The organism is Streptomyces sp. NBC_01716 (genome assembly GCF_036248275.1).
Taxonomy (GTDB): domain Bacteria; phylum Actinomycetota; class Actinomycetes; order Streptomycetales; family Streptomycetaceae; genus Streptomyces.
Genome location: NZ_CP109181.1, coordinates 2,970,344 through 2,993,728 on the forward strand (window position 1 = coordinate 2,970,344; position 23,385 = coordinate 2,993,728).

General features: G+C 69.8%; 21 protein-coding genes and 2 pseudogenes. 13 read left to right on the plus strand and 10 right to left on the minus strand.

The annotated features are described in order from the left end of the window. Positions 1-10: 10 nt before the first annotated feature. The 5 genes from OIE74_RS12715 to OIE74_RS12735 all read right to left on the minus strand — a co-directional run bounded on the left by OIE74_RS12715 (position 11) and on the right by OIE74_RS12735 (position 4,915). Positions 11-2,569: a SpoIIE family protein phosphatase gene (locus OIE74_RS12715; RefSeq protein ID WP_329382152.1), complete on the minus strand. Its 2,559-nt coding sequence runs from the start codon at positions 2,567-2,569 to the stop codon at positions 11-13. A gap of 146 nt (positions 2,570-2,715) precedes the next feature. After that, the gene (locus tag OIE74_RS12720; RefSeq protein WP_329382155.1) at positions 2,716-3,141 is read right to left on the minus strand and encodes an ATP-binding protein; all 426 of its coding nucleotides are present in this window, start codon (positions 3,139-3,141) and stop codon (positions 2,716-2,718) included. An 89-nt stretch (positions 3,142-3,230) separates the two neighbouring features. Further along, positions 3,231-3,650 carry an NUDIX hydrolase gene (locus tag OIE74_RS12725; RefSeq protein ID WP_329382158.1) on the minus strand — a complete coding sequence of 140 codons (420 nt, stop codon included), beginning with the start codon at positions 3,648-3,650 and terminating at the stop codon, positions 3,231-3,233. 66 nt (positions 3,651-3,716) lie between these two features. Beyond that, positions 3,717-3,896, minus strand: coding sequence for an SPOR domain-containing protein (locus tag OIE74_RS12730; RefSeq protein WP_329382160.1), 180 nt, complete (start codon positions 3,894-3,896; stop codon positions 3,717-3,719). A gap of 266 nt (positions 3,897-4,162) precedes the next feature. Then, entirely contained in the window at positions 4,163-4,915 is a 753-nt protein-coding gene (locus OIE74_RS12735) for a GntR family transcriptional regulator (protein WP_329382163.1), read from the minus strand. Between the two features lie 156 nt (positions 4,916-5,071). On the opposite strand from OIE74_RS12735, the gene OIE74_RS12740 reads away from it, so the two are divergent. Continuing rightward, on the plus strand, positions 5,072-6,184 hold the full coding sequence (locus OIE74_RS12740) for a pyridoxal-phosphate dependent enzyme (protein WP_329382166.1): 1,113 nt from the start codon (positions 5,072-5,074) through the stop codon (positions 6,182-6,184). A gap of 12 nt (positions 6,185-6,196) precedes the next feature. Here OIE74_RS12740 and OIE74_RS12745 read toward each other — a convergent pair whose 3' ends face one another. Both OIE74_RS12745 and OIE74_RS12750 read right to left on the minus strand, forming a co-directional pair. Further along, positions 6,197-6,679 carry a cupin domain-containing protein gene (locus OIE74_RS12745; protein WP_329382169.1) on the minus strand — a complete coding sequence of 161 codons (483 nt, stop codon included), beginning with the start codon at positions 6,677-6,679 and terminating at the stop codon, positions 6,197-6,199. A gap of 44 nt (positions 6,680-6,723) precedes the next feature. After that, positions 6,724-6,879: a hypothetical protein gene (locus OIE74_RS12750; protein ID WP_329382172.1), complete on the minus strand. Its 156-nt coding sequence runs from the start codon at positions 6,877-6,879 to the stop codon at positions 6,724-6,726. A 107-nt stretch (positions 6,880-6,986) separates the two neighbouring features. Here OIE74_RS12750 and OIE74_RS12755 point away from each other — a divergent pair, with 107 nt between their 5' ends. Next, positions 6,987-7,895, plus strand: a complete 909-nt coding sequence (locus tag OIE74_RS12755) for a cyclase family protein (RefSeq protein WP_329382175.1) — start codon at positions 6,987-6,989, stop codon at positions 7,893-7,895. A 42-nt stretch (positions 7,896-7,937) separates the two neighbouring features. Here OIE74_RS12755 and OIE74_RS12760 read toward each other — a convergent pair whose 3' ends face one another. Then, entirely contained in the window at positions 7,938-8,777 is an 840-nt protein-coding gene (locus tag OIE74_RS12760) for a helix-turn-helix transcriptional regulator (protein WP_329382178.1), read from the minus strand. 138 nt (positions 8,778-8,915) lie between these two features. On the opposite strand from OIE74_RS12760, the gene OIE74_RS12765 reads away from it, so the two are divergent. Both OIE74_RS12765 and OIE74_RS12770 read left to right on the plus strand, forming a co-directional pair. Further along, positions 8,916-9,866 carry an SDR family oxidoreductase gene (locus OIE74_RS12765; RefSeq protein WP_329382181.1) on the plus strand — a complete coding sequence of 317 codons (951 nt, stop codon included), beginning with the start codon at positions 8,916-8,918 and terminating at the stop codon, positions 9,864-9,866. A 186-nt stretch (positions 9,867-10,052) separates the two neighbouring features. Further along, the gene (locus tag OIE74_RS12770) at positions 10,053-10,508 is read left to right on the plus strand and encodes a 2Fe-2S iron-sulfur cluster-binding protein (protein WP_329382184.1); all 456 of its coding nucleotides are present in this window, start codon (positions 10,053-10,055) and stop codon (positions 10,506-10,508) included. 17 nt (positions 10,509-10,525) lie between these two features. Here the strand turns inward: OIE74_RS12770 and OIE74_RS12775 are convergent, their stop codons facing one another. Continuing rightward, complete coding sequence (locus OIE74_RS12775) at positions 10,526-12,907, minus strand: hypothetical protein (RefSeq protein ID WP_329382187.1); 2,382 nt, start codon at positions 12,905-12,907, stop codon at positions 10,526-10,528. 174 nt (positions 12,908-13,081) lie between these two features. Between OIE74_RS12775 and OIE74_RS12780 the strand changes: the two genes are divergently transcribed. The 8 genes from OIE74_RS12780 to OIE74_RS12815 are packed head-to-tail and all read left to right on the plus strand — an operon-like array spanning position 13,082 to position 21,764. Continuing rightward, complete coding sequence (locus OIE74_RS12780; protein ID WP_329382190.1) at positions 13,082-14,131, plus strand: LacI family DNA-binding transcriptional regulator; 1,050 nt, start codon at positions 13,082-13,084, stop codon at positions 14,129-14,131. Further along, positions 14,128-15,726 carry an FAD-dependent oxidoreductase gene (locus tag OIE74_RS12785; RefSeq protein WP_329382193.1) on the plus strand — a complete coding sequence of 533 codons (1,599 nt, stop codon included), beginning with the start codon at positions 14,128-14,130 and terminating at the stop codon, positions 15,724-15,726. Before OIE74_RS12780 ends, OIE74_RS12785 begins: the two co-directional genes overlap by 4 nt. Positions 15,727-15,770: 44 nt before the next feature. Further along, entirely contained in the window at positions 15,771-17,042 is a 1,272-nt protein-coding gene (locus OIE74_RS12790) for an ABC transporter substrate-binding protein (RefSeq protein ID WP_329382196.1), read from the plus strand. A 2-nt stretch (positions 17,043-17,044) separates the two neighbouring features. Then, a complete protein-coding gene (locus OIE74_RS12795; protein ID WP_443076348.1) occupies positions 17,045-18,046 on the plus strand; it encodes a carbohydrate ABC transporter permease in 1,002 nt (333 codons plus the stop codon). Next, on the plus strand, positions 18,036-18,878 hold the full coding sequence (locus OIE74_RS12800; RefSeq protein ID WP_329382202.1) for a carbohydrate ABC transporter permease: 843 nt from the start codon (positions 18,036-18,038) through the stop codon (positions 18,876-18,878). Before OIE74_RS12795 ends, OIE74_RS12800 begins: the two co-directional genes overlap by 11 nt. A gap of 12 nt (positions 18,879-18,890) precedes the next feature. Further along, the gene (locus tag OIE74_RS12805) at positions 18,891-19,994 is read left to right on the plus strand and encodes a hypothetical protein (RefSeq protein ID WP_329382204.1); all 1,104 of its coding nucleotides are present in this window, start codon (positions 18,891-18,893) and stop codon (positions 19,992-19,994) included. A 44-nt stretch (positions 19,995-20,038) separates the two neighbouring features. Then, complete coding sequence (locus tag OIE74_RS12810) at positions 20,039-20,899, plus strand: DUF3592 domain-containing protein (protein WP_329382207.1); 861 nt, start codon at positions 20,039-20,041, stop codon at positions 20,897-20,899. 52 nt (positions 20,900-20,951) lie between these two features. Next, a complete protein-coding gene (locus tag OIE74_RS12815; RefSeq protein WP_329382210.1) occupies positions 20,952-21,764 on the plus strand; it encodes a hypothetical protein in 813 nt (270 codons plus the stop codon). A gap of 57 nt (positions 21,765-21,821) precedes the next feature. Here the strand turns inward: OIE74_RS12815 and OIE74_RS12820 are convergent. Further along, positions 21,822-23,153, minus strand: a pseudogene (locus tag OIE74_RS12820) (ATP-binding protein); the annotation flags it as partial. A 99-nt stretch (positions 23,154-23,252) separates the two neighbouring features. Here OIE74_RS12820 and OIE74_RS12825 point away from each other — a divergent pair. Continuing rightward, a pseudogene (locus OIE74_RS12825) lies at positions 23,253-23,378 on the plus strand (IS5/IS1182 family transposase); the annotation flags it as partial. Positions 23,379-23,385 lie beyond the last annotated feature (7 nt).

Sequence of the window (23,385 nt, forward strand, 5' to 3'; positions counted from 1 at the left end):
GGGCGCGGGGTCAGAACATGCTGAGGAGCTGTTCGACGGTGGGCTCCGCCGTCGAGTCCCCGTCGGGCAGGGCGAGTTCGAACCAGACCGTTTTCCCCCGGGGGGTACGGCGCGACCCCCAGGCGGCGCTGAGCAGGCCGACCAGCTGGAGCCCGCGCCCTCCCTCGTCGGTGTCGCGCGCGCGTCGCCTGCGCGGTTGTACGAGACCCGCGTCCCACACCTCGCAGACCAGCGTGCGGTCGCGGAGCAGCCGCAGCCGGATCTCGCCCTCGCCGTAGCGCATGGCGTTGGTGACCAGCTCGCTGACGAGCAGTTCGACGGTGTCCACCAGCGGTTCGAGGCCCCAGGAGTGGAGCTGCGCGCGGGCGACCTCGCGGGCGCGGCCGACGGAGCGCGGCTCGCGCGGCAGTTGCCAGTCGCCGACGGCCTCGGTGGGCAGGCCCTGTATGCGGGCCATCAGCAGCGCTATGTCGTCCTCGCCGTGCCGGGTGTCGAGCGTGTTGAGCACGTGGTCGCAGACGTCTTCCAGGGGCCGTACGGGACTGGTGAGCGCCCGCCGGAAAGCCGTCAGCCCTTCGTCGATCGGATGGTCTCGCGACTCGACGAGACCGTCCGTGTAGAGCGCGAGCAGCGCGTCCTCGGGAAGTTCGACCTCGACCTGCTCGAAGGGCTCTCCACCGACGCCGAGGGGCATCCCGGGCGGTACGTCCAGGAGCAGCGCCTCCTCGCCCGGCTCGACGAGCACAGGAGGGGGATGACCGGCGTTGGCGAAGGTGCAGCGGCGGGTGACCGGGTCGTAGACGGCGTAGACGCAGGTCGCGAGATACACCTCGGAGAGATCGGCGTCCCGCGACTTGTGGGCGACGCGGGATGCCTGCTGGGCGCCGCTCGGTGTGCCGAGGCCGCGCGCGATCTCGTCCAGCGCGGAGAGGACCTCGGCGGGCTCCAGGTCGAGCAGTGCCAGGGTGCGTACAGCCGTGCGGAGCTCGCCCATGGCGACGGCGGCGCGCAGCCCCCGTCCCATCACGTCGCCGACGACCAGGGCGGTCCGGTGTCCGGGCAGTTCGATGACATCGAACCAGTCTCCGCCCACCTCGGTGGCGGTGTTGCCCGGCAGATAGCGGCACGCTATGTCCAGCCCGGCGGCCTCGGGATCGCCGGGCGGAAGCAGACTGCGCTGCAGTATCAGCGCGCGTTCGTGCTCCCTCCGGTAGAGGCGGGCGTTGTCGATACAGACGGCGGCGCGCGCCGCGAGTTCCACGGCGAGGGCGCGGTCCCGCTCCCCGAAGGGCTCGCTGCCCTTGGTCCTGGAGAACTGGGCGAGTCCCACCACGGTGTCGTGCGCGACCATCGGCACGGCGAAGGTGGACTGGATGAGGCTGCCGGGACCGCCGGGCACCGTCTGGACCCGGCCGGTACGCAGGGCGTTGGCGCACGGGGAGTTGAAGGGATACCGGTGGACGGCGCCGGCCGACGGAGACTCGACCGCGCCTCCGCCCGTCAGGTCGGCTCCGAGCAGGGGCGCGTCGGCGACGGCGCTGGCGACGGCGACCCGTCGCAGGGCGGCGCTGCCACCGCCGGAATCGGTGCCGGAGGAGCCGCCGCGTCCCGGCGGGGCCTCCTCCCCGGTGAGCAGCCCCTGGTAGAGGTCGACGGACGCGAGGTCGCAGAAGCCGGGGACGGAAACGTCGAGGAGTTCCCTGGCAGTGGTCTCCAGGTCGAGGGAGTTGCCTATCCGGGCGCTCGCCTCGTTGAGGATCGCGAGATTGCGGCGGGCGCTCGCGGCCTCGCGTGCGGCGATCTGACGACGTGTGACGTCACTGCCGAGACCGGCGACCCCGATCGTACGGCCGGCTCCGCTGAGGACGCGGTACAGGTTGATGGACCAATGGCGGCGTTCCTTGCCGCCCGGGGTGACGCCGACGATCTGGATGTCGGTGGCGGATTCGCCGGTCGCCAGGACCCGCTTGAGGGAGGCGTTCAGCCGGTCCGCCTCGGGGCGGGAGAGATAGTCGTGGACCGTGCGGCCCCGGTGCTCGTCCGCCGAGCCGCCGAAGACGGCGGCGAAGCGCTGGTTCGCCCGCTGGACGGTGAGGTCCGTGCCGAACAGCACGAAGCCGAAGGGAGATTGACCGAAAATCGCCTGCGAAGAGGCGAGTTCCGTTTCGATCCGGCGCAGTGCGCGGACGTCCACGACGATGCAGAGCGCGGCCCGTTCGCCGCTCTCCGTCTCGCTGGGCATCACATAGACCTCGGCGAGGCCGTGCACGCCACGTTCGCCGGGCACCTGGAACGGGACGAGCCCGGTCCACTCCTTGCCGTCGAGGATCTCCGCGATCTTGCGGTGCCCACGGGTACGGAGGTCGGAGGGTACGAACACCTCCACCGGGTCCTTGCCCCTGACCTCGTCCGGAGTGATTCCGAACAGCTCAGCGGCTCGCAGACTCCACTGGTCGACCAGCCCGTCGGGCCCGATCGAGAAGGAAGCGACCTTTATGTAGTCATAGATCGAGCCAGGCGGACTGCTCTGCCACACGACGTCGTCCGCCGTTCCAGATATCTCGCTCACGCGACCGTCCCCTCCAGCTCACGCACCGGACCGGCCATCCCCGCAGTATTCAGCACTACGGCCCTGACCGGTACGGCGTTCACGATCACAGCACAGTCTCGTTCTTTTTGAGCCGAGACCAACGTGATCGTTGTCCCTCAACACTCCTAACCAGGGAGCGGCAGCTCGAACCACACCGTCTTACCCGTCTTCCCCCGGCGTGTACCCCACCGCCGGGCCGAGCACGCGACGAGCTGGAGCCCGCGGCCCCCTTCGTCGTCGGGGCCGGCGGACCGTGCGGTCGGCGGTTCGGGGAGCGGATCGGACACCTCCACCAGCAGCGCGGCACCGGTGAGGTCCGCGGGGCCCAAGGGGACGACAGCCAGCCTGACACCGATCGGCCCCGGTGTGTACCGCAGGGAATTGGTGGCCAGTTCACTGACCAGCAGGACGGCCGTATCACGAACAGAGTGGTCGAGCAGCCAGCCGCCGAGGGCATCGCGTACCGCGTGGCGTGCGGTACGTACGGCATCCGGCTCGGCGGGGAAGGTCCACTCGGCGTAGGTACTCTCCGCCTCGATCAAGCCGACCACTTCTCCAGACTGACAGCGAACCCATACCCCTTATAGGAGGGTTTATCAGCACATACCCGGAACGGAAGAAGATCTATCTTGACGGAGGGTCATGCCAGCTCGCCCGAGGCCCTGAGGTCGTCGAAGAGAAGCTGGTCGACGGGGGCGACGCGGGCCCGGTCGCCGTAGGAGAGCCAGCGGATCTCCTCGATCTCGTTCGTGGCGGCCGGCGTGCCCCGGTACTCGCCGGAGTAGCAGCTCATCCGGACGAGGACACCGTCGGGCTGACCATGGGCCTGGGCCTCGTACGTGCCCAGATGGGCCACCGTGGCCGGCAGGACGGCCACGGCCAGCTCCTCCTCGACCTCACGCACCAGGGTCTCCAGATCGGTCTCCGCGCCTTCGCGCTTACCCCCGGGGATGTAGAAGACATCCTTCCCGCGGGAGCGGGCACAGAGGATCCTGCCCTGCTCCACCCGGACCCACGCGACCGTGTCGATCAAGACTGTTGCAGCTCCGCCGTCACTCATGGGCCGGATCGTAACGCGGCCGTCGGCGCTCACCCGACGAGGGGCCGCGGTCCGGAGCCCGCGAGGTCAGCGGCTGGTCTGCTGCAGGCGCTCGACCCAGTAGAGCTGCTTGTGACCCTTTATATCGAGGCTGTCGGCGGTCTTCTGCGCCTCGTCCTTCGTGGCGTACCTGCCCACGCGATACCGGTTCCCGTTGTCGTCCTGACGTATGACCAGCCAGGGCAGCACAGCACCGCTGTCGCTCATCGCGCCCCTCCCGCCAACGGTCCACACCACTCGGGCGATCTGCCGGAAACCCCAATCCGCATATGCCCGAGCCTACGCCTGACCTTCACTCAGCGGATGCGCGTTTACACAAAGAGGTACACATCTGGCCAAGAAGATTCGGGGCCCCAAGGGCGGACCCGGGCCGTCGCCCGCCATCTCCCGGCGTACAACGCCCTGTTGAGGCGGCACACCACCGTACCGGACCGACGGGTCGGCGCTCAGGTCGGCCGGTTGTCATCCGATCATCATCTGACCGGAAGGTGATAGGCGAGGCGGTAGCGGTCCGCCGGGACGACCACGTCCGCCGTCTCGACCGCGCGCCCGGACGCGTAGTACGTCCGCTCCAGGACCATCACCACATGGCCGGGTACACCGCCGAGCAACAGGAGCTCCTCCGCAAGCCCCGGGCGCGCGCCGATCTCCTCCACCACGTTGTCCACCACGACCCCGATGGCCGCCATCCGCTCCACGACCCCGCAGCCTCCGAGCGGCCCGTCCTCCGGAAGCATCACCGGCGTGCGTCCCGTGACCTCCAGGGGCTCCCACGAGGTGGAGAGCATCATCGGCTCCCCCGCGTCCCTGAAGACGTAGCGCGTACGCATCGCGGGGTCGCCCGGCTGTATGCCGAGCCGTTTCGCGATCTCCGGAGCCACCTCGTCGCGTTCGCTGCTCGACTCCCACGTGCCGCGCACCCCTTCCTCGGCCTGCTCCTGCCGGAAGGGGTTGGCACCGGACGGCGGCCGGTACCCGGAGCGGGCGATACGGCGCGGGACGGGCCTCTCACGGACGTAGGTGCCCGAGCCGGAACGGCCCTCGACGAGCCCCTCCGCCATCAGCACCTTGCGTGCTTCGAGAGCGACCGTGTCCGAGACCCCGTACTCCTCGCGGATCCGGGCCTGGGACGGCAGCCGGGTGTTCGGCGGCAGAGCGCCATCGACGATTTTCTGCCGAAGATCACTGGCGACACGCAGATAGGCCGGCTGCTCACCGAAAGCCACAGGGCCACTCCCAACAAGTTGACAGACAGCAACACCCTGGCAACCGTTGGTTGTTGACCGCAAGCATAGGCCAGACTTTCACATGAAGTGACAAGGAGCGGTGTACGCAGGAGCTTTGCCGCCTGCCGCTGTCGCCCGGCCTGTCATGCTGGTCGCATGACCACGTACCTCTGCCCGGTCGACGGCACACGCGCCGCCGTCGACTCGGCCCCTTGGTGCTGCCCCGAGTGCGGCGGCCCCTGGGACCTGGAGTTCACCGCATCGCCCGTTCCCCTCAACTCCCTGGGGCGGCGCGTGAATTCGCTGTGGCGGTACGAGGAGGCGCTGCCGATTCCGACAAGGGCGGTGTCTCTCGGCGAGGGCCGTACGCCGCTGGTGCCGATGACACCCACCGTCTCCGCGAAGCTCGACTTCCTGATGCCGACCCTCTCCTTCAAGGACCGGGGCGCGGTGATGCTGGCCGAACTGGCCCTGCGGCTGGGACCGGAGCGCGTCCACCGTGTCGTCGCCGACAGCAGCGGCAACGCGGGGACGGCCGTCGCCGCGTACTGCGCACGGGCCGGGCTGAGTTGCACCGTGTACGTCCCGGAGTCCACGTCACCGAAGAAGACCGAGCAGATCCGCGCCCACGGCGCGCGCCTCGAACGCGTGAAGGGCGACCGGGAGGCCACCGCGCGAGCCGCCCGCGCCGCGGCCGGCGAAGCGGGCACGTTCTACGCGAGCCATGTCTACAACCCGTACTTCCTGCACGGCACGAAGACATACGTGTACGAGCTCTGGGAGGACCTCGGCGGCAGCCTCCCCGAGGCGATCGCCGTCCCCGTCGGCAACGGCACCCTGCTGCTCGGCGCCTCGCTCGCGACCGCCGAACTCCACGCGCACGGACTCATCGCGGAGCGCCCCCAGTTGATCGCCGTCCAGGCCGAGGCCGTCTCACCGCTGGCCGCCGCCTTCCACGCGGGGGAGGACGACCTCGGCACCGAATTCCCCGGCACGCTCAAGCCCCCGGCTCCCACCCTCGCCGAAGGCATCGCCATCCCGCGGCCACCACGCGCCCGCCAGATCCTTCGAGCGGTACGCGAATCGGGCGGGACCTTCGTCACCGTGACCGAGGATCAGATCCGTGTGGCACAGCGGGAGTTGGCGTCGCGCGGTCTCTTCGTCGAGTCGACCGGCGTCGCCTGCTGGGCGGCCGTCGGCGAGTGGACCGATCGCACCGTGACCGTCCCGCTGTGCGGCGCGGGCGCCAAGACGGGTCTCGCCACCTGACGACGCGCCCCGTCAGTCCACCCAGTACGTGTCGTGCTTGATGAAGAACGCCGTCCGCTCCTCGTCCGTCATCCGCCCGACCGTGGAGATCTTCTCGAAGTACTCCTCGCGCGGAGCGCCGGGCGCGAACAGGATGAGCGTGGAGGCGGGCTCGTCCGAGTCGTTACGGAACCCGTGCAGCCCGCCCGGCGGCACGTACAGGAAGTCGCCCTTCTCGGCGTCGGTCCAGCGCTCACCGTCGTACAGCCGGACCGTCCCCTCCAGGATGTAGAACGACTCCGAGATCGTCCGGTGGAAATGAGTGCTCGGACCGCCGCCCCTGGGCACCATGTCCATCCGGTAGAGCCCGAACTCACCGCCGGTCGACACGCTGGACGCCACGAAGTGCGTCTCGGCTCCCGACGGCGACCGCACGTCGGCGGGGGTGCTCGCGGGCCGGTACACCGCGTTGACCTCGCCTGTGTCCCCGTGGTGTCGGGGTTCCGGATACGACATGTTCTGCACTCCCTCAAGTCGAAGCCCGACGCGTGGCCGGCCGGTCAGTCCACCAGCAGTTTGTCAAGGGTGACAGGGACGTGACGCACCCGGATTCCGGTGGCGTTGTGGATGGCGTTGCCGACCGCGGCGGCCGAGCCGGCGGTGCCGAGTTCGAGGGGGGTTCTCCTCCAGCAGGGCGTGCCCGATACCGACGTCACGAAGAATCGGTTCAGATACTGCTCCGAACTCTGCCCAGGGGTCCCGATCGTTGCCAGGACCTGTCAATCCCAGGCTGGGGCGGCACTCTTCCAGTACGTTCACGGTCATGAGTACGGAACAGAGGTACGACGTGGTCGCAACGCCCAACGAGGAGGAACTCCCGAGCAATTGGGGCCGATGGGGTGCGGACGACGAGCTGGGCACGCTGAACCTGATCACCGACGAGGTCCGGGCCAGAGCCGCCGCGCAGGCGCGTACCGGGCGCGCGGTCTCGCTGGCTCAGCCCATCCAGCCGGCGCCCTTGGTCAGCGGGCCCTTCGCGCCCACCACTCAAGAGACTTCGCCGGTCCAGCAGTTGATGCAGTACACCGGAGGAGCACCCGCGACGGCGGACCTGATGCTGGTGACCAACCATCACGTGCGCTCGACCCACCTCGACGCCCTGGGGCACCAGATATGGGACGGCCAGGTCTACCCCGGGCGGCCCCTCGCGGAGAGCGTGACACCGGCTGGAGTGCGGCACGGTTCCACGGCGGCGTTCGCCGCCGGGATCGTCACCCGGGGTGTCCTGCTCGACCTGGCCTGGGACGGCCCGCTGCCCATGGGCCATCCGATCACCTCGGAGGACTTCGAGGCGGCCGAGGCCCGCCAGGGCGTGCGGCTGGAGTCCGGGGACGCTTTGGTGGTGCGCTGCGGATGGGTCTACGCCATCGACCCCGAGAGGCCGATGCCGGGCATCAGCCTGGACGCGGTGCGGTGGATGCACCGGCGCGGCGTGTCCCTGTACGCGGGCGATCTGGGCGACGCCCACCCGCCGCTGGATCCCGCCGTCCCCGGACCGCTGCACCGCGTCGCTCTGCCGCTTCTCGGAATGCCTCTGATCGACGTCGCAGAACTAAACGAACTGGCCGCTGTCTGCGCGGAGTTGAACCGCCACGCCTTCCTGCTCACGGTGGCACCCCCGCGCATCCACGGCCTCACCGGCGTCCCGGTCAATCCGCTGGCGGTCTTCTGACGGGCAGCGCCCCGGGGCCGGCGGTCCCGCTCAACTCCCGCGTCAGTGCGGTGACCGCGGTCCGATCACGGACAACAGGTGCAACTTCTCGTAGCTCTCCGTGCCGGGGATGGCGGTGTAGACGAGCAGCGAGTGGGCCTGGCCGGGATCGATCAGTCGCTGACACGTCAGCTCAAGGGGCCCGACCTCGGGGTGCGCGAAGCGCTTGGTCTCGTGGGGGCGCACACCGATCTCATGCTCGTCCCACAGCCGGCGGAACTCCTCGCTCCGCTCCAGGAGCAGCTCCGCCAGATACGCGGCCCGGGATCCGGGACCGCGAAGGCCGATGGTCTGGCGCAGCCCCGACGCGTACATCCGGGAGAGGAAGGCGTGTTCTTCGGGCGCGTAACGCAGACGCTCCGAAGGATCGGTGAACCACCGGAACCCCACGCTGCGCGCCGGGCCGCTGTAGCGGGTCGTGTCCCCGGTGAGAGCGACGCCCATGGGGGTCTGCCTCAGGGTTTCGCCGAGCTCCGTGACGATCTCCGCGGGCGTGTCGGCGAGACGGTCGAGGATCCGGAGCAGCCCCGGACTGATGTGATCGCCGGTCCCGCCGCGCTCGGGCGCCTGATGTCCCGCGAGGCGGAACAGATGGTCCCGTTCGTCGAGCGAGAGATGCAGTCCCTGAGCCATCGACGCGAGCAGCTGACTCGACGGTCGCGGGCCGCGCTCCCGCTCAAGACGTGCGTAGTAGTCGGTCGACATGTGGCAGAGCACCGCGACCTCCTCGCGTCGCAGACCGCTCGTACGACGCCTGGCACCGCGCGGCAGCCCGACGTCCTCCGGTTGCAGCGCCTCTCGACGCTTTCGGAGGAACTTTGCCAGCTCGACGCGATCGATCATGGTCTCTTTCTTCTCAGCGGTGGCGGTCCGTCGTTTCTACCGTCTTCGTCCGGCCGGATCCACGGATCGGCAATCCCTGGAAGACGGCCGCGGCTTCCTGAAGTGTGGTGACGGGAACACCGACTCAAGGAGCGAATCGTGGCTCGCCGAGCAATCGATATCACCATCCCGGACCTGTCGGGCAAGCGCGCGCTCGTCACCGGCGCCAGCGACGGCATGGGCCTGGAAATGGCCACGCGGCTCGCCGCCGCGGGCGCGGAAGTGATCATGCCCGTCCGCAACCCCGGCAAGGGCGAGAAGGCGGTCCAGGGGATCCGCCACCGCGTCCGCGACGCGAAGGTCTCGCTGCGCGACCTCGACCTGTCGTCGCTCGACTCCGTCGCGGCCCTCGGCGACACCCTCAGCCGCGAGGGCGACCCCATCCACATCCTCATCAACAACGCCGGTGTGATGATCCCCCCGAGCCGTCAGACCACAGCCGACGGCTACGAGCTGCAGTTCGGCACCAACCACCTCGGCCATTTCGCCCTCGTCGGCCACCTCTTGCCGCTGCTGCGGGCCGGCCGCGCCCGCGTGACCTCACAGATCAGCATCGCCGCCCGGAGCGGCTCCATCAACTGGGACGACCTGAACTGGGAGCGCGGCTACGACAAGCAGCGCGCGTACGTCCAGTCGAAGATCGCCTTCGGCCTCTTCGGCCTCGAACTGCAACGCCGCAGCCAGAAGTACGGGTGGGGCATCACCAGCAACCTCTCCCACCCCGGCGTCGCCCCCACCAGCCTCCTCGCCGCCCGCCCGGAGCTGGGCCGCCCCAAGGACACATCAGCGGTGCGCGTCATCCGGGCGCTCTCGACGCTCGGCATCCTTGTCGGCACCGTCGACAGCGCGAAACTGCCCGCGCTGATGGCCGCGACCGGTCCGGACACCAAGCCGGGCGCACTGTACGGCCCCAGCGGCCCCGGCAACCTCGGCGGCCCGCCCGCCGAGCAGCGGTTGTACGCACCGTTGAGCGGCGCCGGCGACGACGAACGTCTGCGTCTGTGGGAGGTCTCGGAGCAGCTCACGAGGACCGCCATCCCAACCGCCTGACCACCGCCTCATCACCGCCTGACCAAATGGGGTTCTCGGCCGCGGACTGGCAGGTCCCGTCCATGGTTCCCGTCGACGATGCCGCGGTGGCGGGGGTGTTGCGGGAACGGTTCGGGGTACGGGGGAGCTTCCGGGATCTCGGCAGTCAGCAGGCGGCTCTTCGACTACGTACCGGGCGAGCCGATCATGGACAGCCGCTATCTCTCGCCCCACGTCGTCGCCAGGCTCGGTGAACTCGCCGGGCGTACGGTCTCTCGTCCGGCCCCCTTCGTAACTGCGGTACGTACCTCCCTGCGGGGAGCCGGCCTTCCCGAGGAGTCCGTCACGGACGAGCCGTTCTTCTCCCCGGTGCCGGCCCCGCTCACCGACCTGCCCCCGCCCTCACCGGGACCGTTCACCGTACGGTTCGCCACCAGCGGCGTCGAGGCCCGTTGGACGCCCGAGGACGGAACGCTGCTGGACCTCGCCGAAGCCGCCGGCCTCCGCCTGCCCGCCGCCTGCCGCGCCGGCGCGTGCGGCACCTGCCGCCAACCGGTGAAGGGCGACACGGCACACCTCCTCACCCCGGCCGCCCCCGTCGGTCCGGGCCGGACACCGATGTGCTGCGCTGTCCCGGCCTCGGACATCACGCTGAGCGCCTGACGCCCGGTCGCCGGGTGTCAGCGACGACCGTCGGTCCGAGGTTCGCCGGGGCGTCTCGAACGGGCCGCCCGCGACAGGGTGTGGTGGCCTTGGCCGTCCGTCCTGGGTGCGAGGCCGTGGTAGATCCGGGGCGCGCCGTCGAGTGTCAGCGTCGCCCTGCCGCCGGTGACCGGGATCCGCCGGACCTGGCCGACCGCGTCCACCTCCTGTACGGCGGTGGTGGCGGCGACCACGACCTTGGTCTTGGTCGGCCAGGGGTCGGTCCATACCTCGGGGGCGGGGAAGTGCCAGTCGGTGCGTTGGCCGGCGGTGTTCAGCAGATAGCCGTCGGCCCGGTTCCACAGCACGACCGCGGGGCCGTCGGGTGTGTCGAACCACAAGCCGAACGTCAGCGGGTCGGCGAAGGTCAGCCGGCCCCGGAAGGTGGCCCGGTCGAGCGTGCGGGCCGCGGTCGCGTACGCCAGGAGCGACGGCTTCGGGCTGAGGTCGCGGTTCATCAGACCGTAGTGGTACTCGGCGTTGTCCGGGTCGGCGACCTGCGGCATGCCGAGCACGCTGTCGTGGAACTGGTACCAGCACACAGCCCGGATCCCCTCGGCCTTGGCCAGTGCGAGGGTCAGCAGTACGTTCTCCGCGGCATGCCGGTAGGTGTCGTGCCACCAGCTGTTGGGCTTGGTGGGTGCGTACGCCTCGGTCAGCCAGATCTCCTTCTCGCCGTGCTCGGCCATCAGTGCCTTCAGCTGGCGCAGGCCGCCGTAGAAGTTCCAGTAGGTGCCGTTGCTGCCGGTGGTCCAGTCGTCGCCCGGCGGTATGTGGTCCGGGGTGAAGTTGCCGCGTCCCGGGTGGTAGGCGAAGGCGTCGATCAGGTCCCAGCCGCCCGCCGCGATGAAGTTCTCCACCCATGGCTTGTCCATGCCGGCCAGTCCGTTGTTCATCAGCTTGATGGTGTCGCCGGTGGCTGCCCGCCGGTCGAAGACCGGCCGTAGTGCCTTGTCCAGGTATGCCTGCGCGGCGTCGCCGGTGTTGAACGGTCTGTTCAGCTCGTTGCCGACCTCGAAGTAGCCGGCGCCCGCACCGACCGCCACCGCCAGTTTGTCCGCGGCCCAGGTGGCCGCCTCGGCGTCGGTGACGTCCAGCGACGGCTGGAGTTCGATGTTGTGCCGCATGCCGCGGGCGTCGAAGGCGGCGGGCGGCAGCCCGGGGCCGCCGTCGTAGGCGATCCGGACCAGGCTGATGCCGACCTTCTGCCACAGGTCCAGTACGGCGTCGTCGCTCGGCCGCCGCAGCCACGGGTAGTTGGCGACGGCGAACATGCTGTCCGTGCCGGCCTGGTAGTCGTATGACGGCAGGACCGCGAGATTGGTCCGGGCGAACGCCTCGTCGTCACCGGATCTGACGACAACTTCGGCCAGTGCGATCCCGCCGGCCGGTGCGGTCAGGGTGAAGGTGTGCTGCCAGGTGGCCGCCGCGGCGACGCTGCCGGTCGTGGTGGTCTCGGCCAGCAGGGCGCCGTCGAAGCCGCGTACCCACAGTTCCAGTTCGACCGTTCTGGCCGCGCCGCCGTTGGCCACCAGGGCGGTGAGTGCCATCTGCTCGCCGGCCGACTCGTACAGGTTGAAGTCGCGGTTCGTGGTGAGTTCGAGGCCCAGTTCGCGGCCCCGGCCGATGGTGGCGGTGGCTGACGGCCGGGTTTCGGAGAAGAAGAAGTCGGCCCGGCTGGTCCAGCCGCCGGCAGGGTCCGCGACACCCGGCGCGTGCACCCAGGTCGCGTTCGTCCACGCCTGGCGGGACCGGTCCAGCAGGAACAGGCCGTGCAGCGTGGTTCCCCACGTGGAGGTGTGCGCGATGCCGAGGGTGGTCTCGTACGGGATGCCTCCGCCCGTGTCGCGGACCCATTCGGTGATCGCGATGTAGTCGTCGGGCGCGGTCGGCGCCTGGATCGCCCGGCTGAACAGGAAGCCGTCCGGGACCAGCGTGTCCGCCCCGGTGACGTGCCACTCCAGCACGGCGTGGGAGGTGCCGACGCTGAACCAGCCCGTGACGCCGGTCGGGCCGGCGGCGGCGTCGAAGGTGTACTCCATCCGGATCGCGGGCGTCCCGTCCGGGAGCGCGCTCAGGGTCGGGGTGCCGCCGGTGGACACGTGGATGCCGGTGACACTGTCCTTGACCTGGAACTTCGACCCGGCCGACCGGGTGACGCCGTCGGCGTCACGGATGGCGAGCCTGCCGCCCGCGCCGGCCAGCAGGCTGATGCCGCCGGCGGTCAGGGTGACGTCGCCGGCCGCGGCGTGCGCGGTGGTCGGGGTCGGCTCGGCGACGAGTACGACGCCGGCGGCGAGGGCCGCGGCGAGGAAGCCCCGGCGGTTGAGGGTGGGTCGGGAGAAGGCTTCGGAGACCATCGTCCGCTCCTGTCCAGCGCTTGGCGGCGCAGCTGATAATGCCTATCTTCAACTTCGTGAACGACACGTTTCCAGCTCGCTACCTTGGTGTCAACGGACTCTTGCCCTAGTAATCCCTCGTGCGTTACGGTCACGGCCAGCAGATGAAGTTAGGCATTATCAGATGGAGGAGCGATGTCGCCGAGACCTCGCCGTGTCACGCAACGCGAGATCGCAGAGCTGGCAGGCGTCAGTCAGACCACGGTGTCGGTGGTGTTGAACGACCGCGACGACTCGAACGTGCGGGTCCCCGAAGCCACCCGGGCGCGGGTCAAGGAGGCCATCGAACAGCTCTCCTACGTCGCGGATCCCGCGGCCCGCCGGCTCGCCGGCCTGGACAACCAGATCATCGGCGTCTTCACCTACGAGGCCGCGCTGTCCCCCGAGAGCATGGACTTCTACGGTCCCCTGCTGAACGGGATCGAGCGAGCCGCCGAGCAGATCGGCTGCGACCTGCTGTTCTTCACCTCCTCACCGGTCGAGAACGGCACGCGCAGCCTCTTCCACCGCAAGACCCGGCTGCGGCTGACCGACGGCTGCGTCCTGCTCGGTCAGCAGATGGTCGCGTCCGAGCTGGAACGGCTCGTCGCCGAGCAGTTCCCGTTCGTCGCGATCGGCCGCCGGGACGAGACCGCCGCCGCGGTGCCGTACGTGGCGATCGACTACATCACCCCGACCACCGCGCTGATCGATCAGGCGGCGGCCGGCGGGCACCAGCAGGCGCTGTACGTCCACCGCGGCCGTGACACGCCGACCGCCCGGGACCGGCGCGACACCGTCGAGGGTGCCTCGGCGGCGGGCAGGCTGGCTTTCCTGCTGGTCGGTGAGGAGAGGATCGCCGACCTGCCCCGACTGGCGCGGGCGACCGGGGCCACCTTGATCATCGCGGAGGACGCGTTCCTGGCGGAGGATGTCGCGTACGCGCTGCTCGGCGCCGGGGTCGCCGTACCGGACGAGATCTCGCTCGCCGCGCTCGGTGAGGTGCGCGGCCATCGCGTGGAGGGCCGGACACTGGCGGGCTTCCACGTCCCGAGGCAACAGCTGGCGGCCGAGGCACTCGATCTCCTCCAGCTCCTGATCACCACGGCCCCGCAGGAGTGGACCGGTCTGGACCGGGAGCGGCTGCTGGTCGCCGAGGTCGAGCCGGGGGACACGATCGTCACGCGAACGGACGCGCCGTCATGACCGACAGGATCACCGCCGAGGTGGCGATCATCGGCGGCGGACTCGGCTCCGTCGCCGCGGCGCTGGCACTGCTGCAACACGGCCGCCGTGTGGTGCTGACCGAGGAGTACGCCTGGCTCGGCGGGCAGCTCACCTCGCAGGCCGTGCCGCCCGACGAGCACATCTGGGTGGAGCAGTTCGGCGTCACCGCGCGCTACCGCGCGTTGCGGGAGGACATCCGCCGCTACTACCGCGATCACTACCCGCTGACGGCCGCCGCGCGCGCCGACCGGGAACTCAACCCGGGCCGTGGCCGGGTGAGCAGGCTGTGCCACGAACCGCGGGTGGCCCACGCGGTGATCACCGCCCTGCTCGCGCCGTACCGGTCGACCGGACGGCTCACCGTCCTGCACCCCGCGGTACCCGTCGCGGCCGAGGTGAGCGACGCGACGGTCCGTACCGTCACCGTCGCGGACCCGCGCACCGGGGCCGAGACCGTGATCAGCGCCGAGTACGTCCTGGACGGGACCGAGACCGGCGATCTGCTGCCGCTGACCGGGACCGAGTACGTCGTGGGGGCCGAGGGGCGCTCCGACACGGGGGAGCCGAGCGCTCCCGAGGCCGCCGATCCGGCCAACGTGCAGTCGATCGCGTGGTGCTTCGTCTTCGATCACGTCGCGGGCGACCACACCATCGCCAGGCCGGACGACTACGACTTCTGGCGCTCGTTCGAACTGCCCTTCTGGGGTGCGCCGATGCTGTCCTTCACCGCGCCCAACCCCCGCACCCTCCTGCCGGAGGAACGGACCATGAACGTCAACCCGGCCGGCGACACCACAGGGGACCCCCGATTCGACGCCGGCGACCGGGATCTGTGGCAGTTCCGGCGGATCGCCGCCCGGCAGAACTTCGCCGACGGCTTCTACGACAGTGACATCGTGCTGGCCAACTGGCCGCAACTGGACTACGTCGGCGGCTCGATCATCGACACCGACGACCGGCAGCTCCACCTGGACGCCGCGAAGGCGCAGTCCCGCGCCTACGTGTACTGGCTGCAGACCGAAGCGCCTCGTCCGGACGGTGGCCGCGGCTGGCCCGGACTGCGGCTGCGCGGTGACCTGGTCGGCACCGCCGACGGGTTCGCACAGGCGCCGTACATCCGCGAGTCCCGGCGGATCAGGGCACTCACCACCGTGCGCGAGCAGGACATCTCGGTCAAGGCCCGCGGGGAGGCAGGACCGGCCCGGTTCGACGGCTCGGTCGGGGTGGGGATGTACCGGATCGATCTGCATCCCTCCACCGGCGGCGACAACTACATCGACGTCGAGTGCGCGCCGTTCGAGATACCGCTCGGCGCGCTGGTCCCGGTGGCCACCCAGAACCTGGTGCCGGCCGCCAAGAACATCGGTACCACCCACATCACCAACGGCGCCTACCGGCTGCATCCGGTCGAGTGGAACGTCGGTGAATCGGCCGGGGAACTCGTCGCGTACTGCCTCGAACTCGGCCTGAGCCCACGGCAGATCGCGACCGACGAAGACCTCGTCGACCGACTCCAGGGCAGGTTGACCGCGGCCGGGATCGAACTCCACTGGCCGCACATCGCCGGCTATTAGCCCACCGAAGGCGCAGCGCGCCGAGAGCAGGAAAGACCCACACCATGAACAGAGCAAGAAAGCTGCTCGGCGCGGTCGCGCTGACGACGGCGCTGACGATGACAGCCGCCTGCGGCGCGTCCACCGACGGGGCCGGGGACTCGGACGCCACGGACGTCAAGCTGCGGATGACGGTCTGGACCTCGAACGAGGACCAGCTGAGGCTGTTCGACACGATCGCCGCCGCGTACCGCGCCAAGCACCCCGAGATCTCCTCGATCACGTTCGAGAGCCTGCCCTTCGAGGACTACAACACCACCCTGACCACGCAGATAGCCGGCGGCAACGCTCCCGACCTGGCCTGGATGGGTGACCTGTCGACGGATCTGATCGCCGCCGACGCGCTGGTCGGGCTGACCGACAAGCTGAAGGCGACCGACGGCTGGGGGTACGACGACCTGGAGGGCAGCGCGACCAAGGAGTTCAGCCGGGACGGCACGCTGTACGCCTACCCGTTCTCGACCTCGCCGTTCGCGCTGTACGTGAACACCGACCTCCTGGCGAAGGCCGGGCAGAAGATCGACCCGAAGACCCTGACCTGGGACCAGGTCGCCGCCGCCGGCGCGGCCGTCCACGCGGACACCGGAAAGGGCGGTTTCGTCGTCCGGGACTTCGACTACAAGTCGTGGAACATGCTGGCCACGGTGTGGACCGGGTTCGGCGCCGCCGCGTGGAGCCCGGACGGCAAGACCTGTACCTTCACCGACCCCGAGATGCAGAAGGCGTTCACCTTCCTGCACGACGCCGCGTTCAAGTCGAAGGCCATGCCCGGCCCCGGCACGACCGCCGACTTCTTCGCCGGTGACGCCGCCTTCACCGTGGCTCAGGTCTCCCGCGCCTCGCTGCTCACCGACAAGTTCACGTACGCCCTGTACCCGCTGCCGGCGGGCCCGGCCGGCCGGTACTCCGTCATCGGCCAGGCCGGCGTGGGCGTTCTGGCCGCCGGCAAGCACAAGACTCAGGCCACGGACTTCCTCGCCTACCTGACCAATCCGGCGAACTCGCAGAAGCTGGCGCGGTTCTTCCCGCCGCCGCGCAAGTCTCTGCTCACCGGCGCGAAGCTCGCCGCCGACACCAAGGTGCTGACCGCCGCGCAGCTCCAGGAAGCCGTGGTCGACCAGCTGCCGAACGCCGTCACCCTGCCCAACCACACCAGTCCGGCGGAGATCGCCCAGAAGGGCAAGACCGCGCTGGACGCGATGTGGAAGGCCGACGCCGACATCCCCGCCGTGCTGAAGTCGGTCTGCAGCGCGATCGAACCGATCCTGGCCAAGTGACCATGGCCGGCCTCACGAAGACCCTCGCGAAGGACCGCACGAGGGCCCGTAGGGGGACCCGTACGAGGACACCGGACGCTTCCCGGGCACCGGCAAGCGCCCGGGACACCTCCGGACCGCCGTTCTGGACGACCCGGCGCAGAGATGTGCTCGCCGGCTATCTGTTCATCGCGCCGCAGCTCGCCGGCGTCGTGCTGTTCGTGCTGATCCCGGTCGGCATGGCGATCTGGTACAGCCTGAACGACTGGAACGTCTTCACCGGCGAGCAGACCTTCGTCGGCGCCGACAACTACGCGGCCCTGGCCGACGACCCGCAACTGGCCTCGGTGCTGGGGGCGACCGCCGTCTTCTGCGGCGGGGTCGTGGTCCTGAACATCAGCCTGGGACTGCTGCTCGCCGTACTCCTGAACCGGCGGTTCCGCGGCGCGACGTTCTTCCGCACCCTGTTCTTCTCCCCGGTCGTCGTCTCCGTGGTGGCGTGGACCCTGGTCTGGGGCTTCCTGCTCCAGGACAACGGCGGCGTCAACGGCCTTCTCGGCGTGATCGGCGTCGAGGGGCCGAACTGGCTCCAGAACGGCGACACCGCGATGCTGTCGGTGATCATCACGCAGGTGATCCGCAGCGTCGGCGTCAACATGGTGCTCTTCCTGGCCGCCTTGCAGGGCGTGCCGACACACCTGTACGAAGCCGCCCGGATCGACGGCGCGGGAAGCAGGGTGATCTTCACCCGGATCACCCTGCCGCTCATCTCGCCCACGGTGCTGCTGACCGCGATCATCACCGTCGTCGGGGCGTTGCAGTCGTTCGCGCAGATCGCCGTACTGACCAGCGGCGGACCGGAGTTGAGCACCACCGTGCTCGTGTACTACGTCTTCCAGCAGGCCTTCGAGTTCAACCACATCGGCTACGGCTCGACGCTGGCCCTGATGCTGCTGTCCTTCGTCATGCTGCTGACACTGGTGCAGTGGCAGTTGCGCCGTAAGTGGGTGTTCCATGAGGAGTAAGCCGCGTTCCGTCCTCCGGCGGGCGTTCCTGGTGACGGCGCTCGGTGTCCTGGCGATCCCGTTCGTGGTGCCGACCGTATGGATGGTGGCGGCTTCGGTGAAGCCGCTGCCCGAGATCTTCAAGGCCCCGCCGTCACTGTGGACCGCCGACCCCACGCTGTCCGCGTACACGGAGGCGTTCAGCTTCCAGCCGTTCGCCCGGCAGTACGCGAACAGCGTCTACATCGCCGTCCTGGTCACCGTGATCACTCTGCTGGTCTCCAGCCTCGCGGGGTACGCCTTCGCCCGGATCCGCTTCCCCGGCGCGAACGGCATCTTCCTGGTGGTGCTGGCCGGCCTTCTGGTGCCCAGCGAGGTGACGATCGTGCCCCTGTTCCAGATGTTCAAACAAGCCGGGATGATCAACACGCACTGGCCGCTGATCCTGGTCACCGCGCTGGCCGGACCGTGCGTCCTGGCCACCTTCATCATGCGGCAGTTCTTCATCGCCCTGCCGGCCGAGCTGGAGGAGGCGGGCCGGCTGGACGGCCTCGGCCGCCCCGCGATCTGGTGGCGGATCTTCCTGCCGCTGGCCAAGCCTGCGTTGTCCGCGGTCGCGATCCTGACCTTCCTCACCTCGTGGAACCTCTACCTGGAACCCACCGTCTATCTCACCTCGCCGGAGCTGTTCACGCTGCCGCAGGCACTCACCCGGTTCACCGACGCCTACGGGGGCGACATGTGGAACACCCAACTGGCGGCCGCTACCATGACCGTCCTGCCGGTCCTGACCGTCTTCGTCATCGCCCAGCGTCAGTTCGTCGAGGGCCTGGCCCACTCGGGACTCAAGTGAGGCCGGAACCAAATGCCGACCACCACCACGGGCGCTGTGCCCCCCGCACGGAACATGCCCGTCGTCCTCGCCCGGGGATTCCTCACAGGTGGTGTGATCGGGGCGTCGCTCGCCGCTCTCGTCGTCGGGGGCATCATCGAGAGCGTGCCGCTGTTCGTCACCGGCCTGGCTCTGCCCGCGGCCTACGGCCTGGTCCTCTTCCTCGCCGGTGCGCCGAGGCGCACCCGGGAGGCGGCGATCGCGCCTCGTACGGCGCTCGCGGTGGTCGAGAGCATGGAGGCCGTCGGGGGTGAGGCGACCAGCGACGTGGCGGTGCGGTTCGACCTGACGGTCGCGCCGGACGACGGCCCGGCGTACCGCGTCGCGTTCACGCAGGACATCAACGTCGCGGACCTGCCCGACTACCGGCGGGGCGGTGTCGTGGTGGTCAGCTACCCGCCGGGGAGCCCGTGGCGGGTGAGGATCGTGAAGCGGCCGACGCCGGAGTGGGAGGAGCGGGCGGCCGGCGCCCGCCTCGACTCGGCGCCGGGGCCGGTCCTGGAGAGCGAGCCCTCGGAGGGCTCTGCCGTCGGCTTCGTCACGCTGCTCGCCCTGCTGCTGGCCGCGGCCGGCGTGGTCCTGCTGTTCCGCGCCGACCTGTTCGGCGAGGACACCTCCGCGCAGCCGCCGTCCTCCGCACAGCCGACCTCCTCCTCTTCCCCTTCGTCGACCACGGTGGTGTCATCGGCCTCCGGCACGGTCACCCTCGGCCCGGACCGGTCGTTCCTCGACAAGGGCGAGCTGCGCAATGCCCTCGGTTCTCTCACCAAGGGCACGGACGCGCGCGGGGCACTCACCGTCGTCATACGGGATCGGCTGCTGTCGATCGTGTACGCGCCCACCGGCTCGCAAGCCCCTGCCTTCGCCCCGGACTCCCTGCCGTACGACCGCTTCCCCGCCCTGGTCGAGGAGGCGAGGAGCAGCCCGGGCGTCGGTTCCCCGCGGACCTGGCAGCTCACCGTCGAACGCCTCACCGGCTCGCTCACCGTCAGGGTGGGTGTGACGGGTACCGAGGGAACGGCCTCGCTGGAGGCGGACGGGGACGGCAAGGTGGTGCGGCGTATCCCGGCGCACTGACGGACGCCGCGCCGGCCATATCCCGCTGAGGAAAAGGAAGGCATATGAGTCTGGGGGACTATCTCGCGCTGTGGTGCGCGGTGTTCGGCGCCGTCGCGCTGGTCGGGTACGCCCGGTCGCTGGCCGGGATGACCCCGGCGCAGCGGGCGGTCCGGGTCCCGGGGCGGATCGAGCGGGTCCGGGAACCCCGGCACGGAAGTTCGCAGCGTGACGGGATACCCGTGGTCGTCTCCTTCCAGGACCCCTCCGCCGGTGAGGAGTTCACCGTGACGAACGACGACGACCACGGGGAGAGGATCACGGTGGCCTGGACGGGCCGGGAGATCGGTGTCCGCTACCCGCGCGGGAGACCGCACGCCTACCGGTTCGTCGGCGACCTCCGGGCAGGCCGACGCGGGCTCGGGTGGCCGAACTTCGCGCTCTTCCTGATCTACGCCGGACTCGTGGTCTTCGCGGCGATCCGCTGGGGCTGGCCGTGGGCCCTGATCGGCTTCGGCGTGCCCTGGACCCTGTCCGGCGTGTGGTACATGCCCCAGAACGCACGCGCGGTGAACCGCCGTATCGGCGCGCTGACCTCCCAACCTCCTGTTCCGGGCCGCGTCATCGCCGTGCTCACGGACACCAGCACCGACAGCGACGGCGACACCTGGACCAGCCACACGCCGGTCATCGTCTTCACCACCCACGAGGACACGACCGTCACCGCCTACTGCGCCGACCAGCTGCCCGACCCCACGAACTCCTACGGCCGGAACGTCACGATCCACTACGACCCCGACGACCCCGCTGTCTTCACCCCGAACCTCAAGTCCGAAGACCGTTCCGGCACACTCGACATCACGTGCGGCATCGTGGCGCTGCTCCTCGGAGTGGCGGCGGTCGTGGTTGGAGCGGCGCTGCTGTGACACCCGAGGCTTCGGACCGTGGGAACAATGAATCGCTGTGTGAGGGACCTCCATGACAGTGCCTCAGATACCACCGCGTCACGCCCTCCTGCCCGACCGTGAACGGTCCCGCGCGGTGCTCGTCGGCTCCAACGCCGGCCTGCGCCAGTGGCCTTCCCCCGGGCAGCCGGAAGAGCTGACCGCCCGCCTGGCACAGGCGCTCACCTCCCCCGGTCCCGGCGGCGCGTTCCACCGGGAGAACACCACGCTGCTCCTGGGCCCGGAACGCCCGGCCGACGTACTCGACGCCCTGCGCCACGCCGCCGGGACGGCATCGGACGTGCTGCTGTTCTGGTACGCCGGGCGCGGCCTCCCTCGCGAAGGGGGACTCGCCTTCGGCGTGACGGAAACCGATCCGCGGCACGCGGCCGACACCGACACCGGCGTCGACGTGAACGCCGTTGCCGAGATCATGAGCACCGGTCGGGCGGCCCGCCCCGCCGTCATCCTCGACTGCGACCACGCGACCACGGCCACGACCCGGTTCACCGGCACAGACCCCGCTCCCGCCCTGATGGCCGCCGAAACGTCGAGTTTCCGCCCGATGGCGGATCCCTTCACCGAGACCCTCGTGGACGGACTGACCAATGGCGTTCAAGAGGGCCCGGAGGCGTTGGACCTGGTGACACTCCACAACGCGATCGAGGCCGCGTATACCCGGACCCGCTACTACGTCGAGAACGAGTACATAGGAGGTCCCTCCCATGTGCTGCTCCGGGGCGGCCGAGAACTGGCCCTGGCCATGAATCCCGCCTTCGCCCTCCCGAACCACCCCGGCGCACTGCCCCCACATCCGGACGTCGTCCACGCACAGGAGTCGTGGTGACCCGACCTGCCCGAACACGACAGTTCCCGCAGGTCAGGGCGGATTGCCATCCGCCACTCACAGTGGCCAAGCGGCCAGCAAACCGACGGGGCCGTAGGTAGCGTCGAGCCCCGGACAGTCGACTCCACTGCGCGAGACCGCCACGACAGGAACAGGTTCATCGGTAAGGGCGGCCCGGTGTCGATGGAGAGCGGCCAGGTCGTGCCGGTCGAAGGGCGACCGCTCCAGCCACTTGATGGAGCCGACGAAGAGCAGCTCTTTGGCAATGGGAGCGCGGTCCGCCCCGACGATGTCGATCTCAACATCGTTGGTACGGGTCCAGTAGCCGCCGACCGCGGGCGCTGCGGGGAGTCGGTCGTCGGGCAGTATCCGGGCGAGCGCCTCTCGGATGAGCGGCTCGATCGCCCGGCCGCGCCAGCTGGTCCAGCTCTCCCGGATCCGCGCCAAGGTCAGATCGCCCCGCCCTCGCTCGATCTCCTCCATGGATGGGCCGAGGAAGTGCAGCCAGAAGCGCAGGTAGGGATCTGTCACCCGATAACGGCGATCCTTCGACGGACGCAGCGATACGGGCAGCTCCGCAGCGACGATACGCTTGTCCGTAAGCAGTTCCAGCGCTCGCTGCAGCGGCGTGGCCCCGATTCCGCCGGCCGCACGGGCAATGTTGGTAAAGGTCCGCTCGCCACTGCCGATAGCCGCCAGTACCGTACGCGCCTGAGCCTGCGGGGGAAATTCGGCAGCCAGCGAACGCTCGGCCGACACCAGCAGAGCCGAGACCGGATCGCTCAGCGCCTCTCCGAGAAAGTCCCACAACCCCGCCCCCTGCGGCCACTCCGCGCAGATCAGCGGCAACCCGCCGGTGACCAGCGCGGCGTCGAAGGCTTCCGCCGGATCCAGCCCGCGCATCTGCCCCACCTCGGCGGGGTTGAGCGGTCCCAGCACCATCTCCCGGCCGCGCTGATGGAAGGGCCGCCCGTAGCTGTTCAGAGCCTCCATCATCGACAGATCGGAGCCGATGAGGACAAGCAGCACCGGCTTGGTCTCCAGCACCCGGTCCCAGGCCCGTTGCAGCATCCCCTCAAAGGCGCCATCGGCGTCCATCAGGTACGGCACTTCGTCGATGACCAGCACGCTCGCCCGGTCGGCGGGCAGCGCCGCAGCCAGCACATCGAACGCGGCGTCCCGGCTCTCCGGCCGTGCGGCGGCCACCAGCCCCGCCAACGGCAGCGTCGACGCTTGGGCGTCCCGGGCCAGCCGTGCCAGATCATCCCTGGGGGATGCACCGGTCGCCGCGTAGAACAGGAACGGGGCTCCGGAGCGCTCCGCAAACCGCTCGACCAGTCGCGATTTGCCCACCCGGCGCCGCCCCCGCAACATCACGCACCGACCGGGAGCCGGATGACAGGGAAACCGTCATGTCCGGTTCGGCGGGAGGCCGCGCGGAACAGGACTCGCGCACGGCGAGCACCTCACCGCGCGGCCGACCCAACGTCATGGCTGACCGGCTACCGCCGCCTCAACCACCGCTACGAACGCCACCCCCGCAACTACCCGGCCTTTCTCGGCCTCGCCGCAGCCCTCTGCTGCTACAAACGACTCGTCCGACTCACCACATAGGACACCG

Excerpts from the sequence above, each read along its gene's own strand:
- OIE74_RS12725 (WP_329382158.1), bottom strand. The coding sequence starts at position 3,650 with ATGAGTGACGGCGGAGCTGCAACAGTCTTGATCGACACGGTCGCGTGG.
- OIE74_RS12730 (WP_329382160.1), bottom strand. The coding sequence starts at position 3,896 with ATGAGCGACAGCGGTGCTGTGCTGCCCTGGCTGGTCATACGTCAGGAC.
- OIE74_RS12740 (WP_329382166.1), top strand. The coding sequence starts at position 5,072 with ATGACCACGTACCTCTGCCCGGTCGACGGCACACGCGCCGCCGTCGAC.
- OIE74_RS12745 (WP_329382169.1), bottom strand. The coding sequence starts at position 6,679 with ATGTCGTATCCGGAACCCCGACACCACGGGGACACAGGCGAGGTCAAC.
- OIE74_RS12755 (WP_329382175.1), top strand. The coding sequence starts at position 6,987 with ATGAGTACGGAACAGAGGTACGACGTGGTCGCAACGCCCAACGAGGAG.
- OIE74_RS12760 (WP_329382178.1), bottom strand. The coding sequence starts at position 8,777 with ATGATCGATCGCGTCGAGCTGGCAAAGTTCCTCCGAAAGCGTCGAGAG.
- OIE74_RS12770 (WP_329382184.1), top strand. The coding sequence starts at position 10,053 with ATGGACAGCCGCTATCTCTCGCCCCACGTCGTCGCCAGGCTCGGTGAA.
- OIE74_RS12775 (WP_329382187.1), bottom strand. The coding sequence starts at position 12,907 with ATGGTCTCCGAAGCCTTCTCCCGACCCACCCTCAACCGCCGGGGCTTC.
- OIE74_RS12780 (WP_329382190.1), top strand. The coding sequence starts at position 13,082 with ATGTCGCCGAGACCTCGCCGTGTCACGCAACGCGAGATCGCAGAGCTG.
- OIE74_RS12785 (WP_329382193.1), top strand. The coding sequence starts at position 14,128 with ATGACCGACAGGATCACCGCCGAGGTGGCGATCATCGGCGGCGGACTC.
- OIE74_RS12790 (WP_329382196.1), top strand. The coding sequence starts at position 15,771 with ATGAACAGAGCAAGAAAGCTGCTCGGCGCGGTCGCGCTGACGACGGCG.
- OIE74_RS12795 (WP_443076348.1), top strand. The coding sequence starts at position 17,045 with ATGGCCGGCCTCACGAAGACCCTCGCGAAGGACCGCACGAGGGCCCGT.
- OIE74_RS12800 (WP_329382202.1), top strand. The coding sequence starts at position 18,036 with ATGAGGAGTAAGCCGCGTTCCGTCCTCCGGCGGGCGTTCCTGGTGACG.
- OIE74_RS12805 (WP_329382204.1), top strand. The coding sequence starts at position 18,891 with ATGCCGACCACCACCACGGGCGCTGTGCCCCCCGCACGGAACATGCCC.
- OIE74_RS12810 (WP_329382207.1), top strand. The coding sequence starts at position 20,039 with ATGAGTCTGGGGGACTATCTCGCGCTGTGGTGCGCGGTGTTCGGCGCC.
- OIE74_RS12815 (WP_329382210.1), top strand. The coding sequence starts at position 20,952 with ATGACAGTGCCTCAGATACCACCGCGTCACGCCCTCCTGCCCGACCGT.